2 protein-coding genes are annotated in these 4629 nt (G+C 43.9%); both read left to right on the top strand.

Annotated elements, in window-relative coordinates; translation table 11 throughout:
- Positions 1 to 1449 precede the first annotated feature (1449 nt).
- The gene (locus F6K57_RS37295; RefSeq protein WP_293053669.1) at positions 1450 to 1788 is read left to right on the top strand and encodes a hypothetical protein; all 339 of its coding nucleotides are present in this window, start codon (positions 1450 to 1452) and stop codon (positions 1786 to 1788) included.
- 231 nt (positions 1789 to 2019) lie between these two features.
- A partial coding sequence (locus tag F6K57_RS37290; protein WP_293073355.1) for a tetratricopeptide repeat protein occupies positions 2020 to 4629 on the top strand: 2610 nt, incomplete at its 3' end.

Genomic DNA, 4629 nt, shown 5'->3' with positions numbered 1-4629 from the left:
GTGAACCTGGCCTGAAAACTCTCTGGCGAGGGCTTTCGACCTTCTACCATTTGTTTGAAGGTTCACAACTTGCTTCTACATCCTAGTCTCTATCACCGTTTCGACTACTTTTGCCTAATGGATAGTTAAAAAGGGGGACTTTGAGGTTGATAAGCATACCTCATAAATGCCAGAAAAGCTATAATTCAGATCATCTAAATATCAAGGGGCTCAAATCAATTAATTCTAAAATCTAGAGCCTCTTAATAAGCAAGCACCATGATCTGACCCATCCAAGCCAAGTAGTCTAAGCATGGAAGTAACTAAACTAATGAGAAAAATCGCTACGAACTCAAGCAGCGCTCTATCAAAATAGAGTTTATTGTTGATTATTATCCCCAGAGGGGGTCTTTTCTTTGACGGCTTTAGGTTGGCAACTATGACAACAATGAACTAGTTAACGTTGATGACTGATTTATTTTCCAACAATACTATTACATATAAATCAGTACTCATTGAGCTAGGAAAAGTAAACTTTACTCAATCTTTAATTTAATAAAGTTTTGATGAAAAATATTTTGATAAGAGATAATTCAGTCAATATATAGCGTTTCTCGCAGTTATGAAGATAAAAGAGTTGTAAGTATTCAACCGGACATGATATGACGGCTGACAGCTGACGGCTGAATGCTTACGCCGAAGTCTCTGGTTAACGGTCAACGGTCAACGGTCAACCACAAACCAAACCGGGTACTGACTTCTATCACAGGAGTACTTATTTACCGCTAACTAGTACTTGTTTCTCACATACCAGTACTCGTTTATCGTTAACCAGTACTGGTGTATAACAAACGGGTACCTATGTATAACAAACGGGTACCCGTTTCTCACATACTAGTACTCGTTTCTCACATACCAGTACTGGTGTATAACAAACGGGTACCCGTTTCTCGTTAACGAGTACCCGTTTCTCACTAACGAGTACTAGTTTCTCATATACCAGTACTCGTTTATCAGTAACTAGTACTTGTTGCTAATAAAATAGTACTTATGTATTAAAAAAAGGCACCTGTTTGTTCTTAACGAGTACTATTTTCTCACATGCCAGTACAGTTTGCTGTTTTATCAGTGCTATAGCAAAGGGAGTAGGGAGTAGGGAGTAGGGAGTAGCTTACAAGGGATTGTTTTCCCGATTCCCGTTCCCCTCCTGGGAGGGGTTAGGGGTGGGTTCCGATTCCCGATGCCCTCCTGGGAGGGGTTAGGGGTGGGTTCCGATTCCCGATGCCCTTGCCCATAGCGCTATATCAATAAATTCACTGAACGCCTCAAAAAAATTCTATCAATTACTCCCAGTTTTTATGAGGATTTTTCTGATTACATTGCTAGTTTTTTTGGAGCACTATAGTTGATGTAAGCTTAACTATGGCAAGATAATCTATGGCTCGACTCAAGCGAAGTTCAAGAAAATTGATGAATGCAGAACGGCGACTTGCTAGTCTTAAATCTATTAACGCTAGGCTCGATTTAGGCAATGGTATGACAATTCAAGAGTTGGAAGCTTCTATCCAATCTGTGAGAGAAAAATTAGAAACTTATAACACTATCCTCTCAACTGTTGATGCGGCCTATAATAATCTTTTAGAAGCAGAAGAGGTATTGACAGACATCAGTGAGAAAATGCTATTGGCCGTTGCTGTTAAGTATGGCAAAAACAGCTTTGAATACGAAATGGCAGGGGGTGTGCGTAAAAGTGAGCGCAAACGACGGATTCGTCGAACTATTGACAGTGCTGAATCAGAGCTAAATTGAGTTCTAGTAAGCATTTAGCGGTCAGCGGTCAGCGGTCAGCGGTCAGCTTTCCATAACTCAGATTAAACGTTTGCTGGTGGTGGTAGACAAGTAGTGATTTTAACTCCCGAAACCTTGACTACACCGTAGCCAAATTACTACATCTTTACCACTACCCTTCTTGGCGAATACTATAGAATTAAGTAATAATAATTGATCGCAGCAGCTATTGGTTAACACCTGCTTTGCCCCATGGATGAAGAACGCCTCCAAGACTATCGCAATCTGATTCAAGAGCTGCTGAGTTGTCCCAGTGGCAAGGAACTAGAAATTTTGAAGTCCCACTGGGATTTGGTAGATGGGGGGTTGGTGCAGGTAATCCAACAGGAGGCAGAGTTGTTGTTAGAGAAGGGCAATAACAATGCTGCTGAATATTTAACTAATGTTGCCGGTCAGCTAACTGAAGCCCTGAGATTGTCATCAATCGACTCACAACTTAACTTGCTGATGGAGGTATTGCAGGCAACTGGAAAAAGCAACGGCAACCCGCAAGTGGTTTATCCCCTACTGCAAGCAAACCTAGATCAGCTAGATGATAACTTGGCACTGCTGTTACGAGCCTGGGCAACGGCGAAACTGGCAGAAGTAGAACCAGAACTAGCCCAAGGCATCGCAGAGATTATTGTCAATTTCAGCAATCTGATTGCACAGTTTCCCCAAGGCAGTAGAGCGACTAACTTGGAGATTGCCATTACTGGCTATGAGCTGGTTGGCACTGTTTTTACCCGTGAGGCTTTTCCCCAAGATTGGGCAAGGACTCAAAATAATCTGGGGAATGCCTACAGTGAAAGAATCAGGGGTCAGAAGACAGACAACCTTGAAGCAGCCATCACAGCTTACCAAGCGGCTTTGCAAGTGCGCACCCGTGAGGCTTTTCCCACCGATTGGGCAACCACTCAAAATAATCTGGGGAATGCCTACTTATACAGAATCAGAGGTCAGAAGGCAGACAACCTCGAAGCCGCCATCACAGCTTTCCAAGATGCTTTGGAAGTGTACACCCGTGAGGCTTTTCCCCAAGATTGGGCAATGACTCAAAATAATCTGGCAAATGCCTACAGTGAAAGAATCAGGGAACAGAAGGCAGAGAACCTCGAAGCCGCCATCACAGCTTACCAAGGGGCTTTGCAAGTGCGCACCCGTGAGGCTTTTCCCACCGATTGGGCAAGGACTCAAAATAATCTGGCAACTGCCTACAGTAACAGAATCAGAGGTCAGAAGGCAGACAACCTCGAAGCCGCCATCAATGCTTACCAAGGGGCTTTGCAAGTGTACACCCGTGAGGCTTTTCCCCAACAGTGGGCAAATACTCAAAATAATCTGGCAACTGCCTACAGTGACAGAATCAGGGGTCAGAAGGCAGACAACCTCGAAGCCGCCATCAATGCTTACCAAGCAGCTTTGCAAGTACTCACCCGTGAGGCTTTTCCCCAACAGTGGGCAACCACTCAACATAATCTGGGAAATGCCTACTTATACAGAATCAGGGGTCAGAAGGCAGACAACCTCGAAGCCGCCATCAATGCTTCCCAAGCTGCTTTACAAGTTCGCACTCGTGAGGTTTTTCCCCAACAGTGGGCAACCACTCAAAATAATCTGGGAAATGCCTACTTATACAGAATCAGGGGAAAGAAGGCAGACAACCTCGAAGCCGCCATCAATGCTTACCAAGGGGCTTTGCAAGTACTCACCCCTGAGGCTTTTCCCCAACAGTGGGCAACCACTCAACATAATCTGGGAAATGCCTACTTATACAGAATCAGGGGTCAGAAGGCTGACAACCTCGAAGATGCCATCAAAGCTTCCCAAGCAGCTTTGCAAGTACTCACCCGTGAGGCTTTTCCCCAAAACCATGCCAAAACTAAATTTAACCTTGGGTTTGTCTACCAAGAGGCTCAAAAGTTTACCAACGCCTACAATGCTTTTGCTGAGGCTATTGAAACAGTAGAATCCCTGCGGGTTGAGATCGTCTCTGGTTCTGGCATCGAAGCAGACAAACAAAAACTGGCTGAAGAATATAACCAAATTTACAGCTGCATGGTAGAAGTCTGTCTGGAACTCAACAAACCCACCGAAGCAATTGAATATGTTGAACGTAGCAAAGGCAGAAACCTAGCAGAACTCCTAGCTAACAAAACCCTATATCCTAAACGCGATCGCTATCCCAACCCAGAGCTTCACCAAACTCATTGCCAGCAACTCGAACAACTGCGACAGGAAATCCCAGTAATACAGCGAGAGTTAGAGATATTAACAATAAATCGGGAGTCAGAGGAGAAATACCGCGAAACTATCAAGACAAACCAGCAAACGTTAAACCGCTTACAACAGGAGCAGGATAAGTTATTCAAGGAAATCAACCAACTAGATGATAGTTTTAGATGCACCCAACAGGTTGAACCCATTCCCTTTAGTGATATCCAAACCCTCATTGATGACCACACTGCTATTATTCAGTGGTATATCACAAACAATAAGATTCTCACCTTTATCATCACCCCTCAAAATTGGCACCCGCAGGTTAGGCAATCTTCTTCTGAAGAGCGGGAAGCCCTTATTGATTTGACTTTTAATGAGTACCTGACTACTTACTACGAGAAAAAAGACCAGTGGGAAACTAACCTAGATCAGCTACTAAACCGATTAGCCCAGATTCTACATATAGAGGAAATTCTCGCTGAACTCCCCCAAAAGTGTGAGCAGTTGATTCTCATCCCCCATCGCTTCTTACATTTGTTCCCCCTTCATGCTTTGCCCATCAAGAATGGGAGGAAGAGACAAACAACAGTGAGCAAAATACCA

It is taken from the genome of Moorena sp. SIO4A5 (genome assembly GCF_010672005.1).
GTDB lineage: Bacteria > Cyanobacteriota > Cyanobacteriia > Cyanobacteriales > Coleofasciculaceae > Moorena.
Note: the sequence above shows the minus strand (reverse complement) of the source record. Positions and strands in the feature narration are given on the sequence as shown.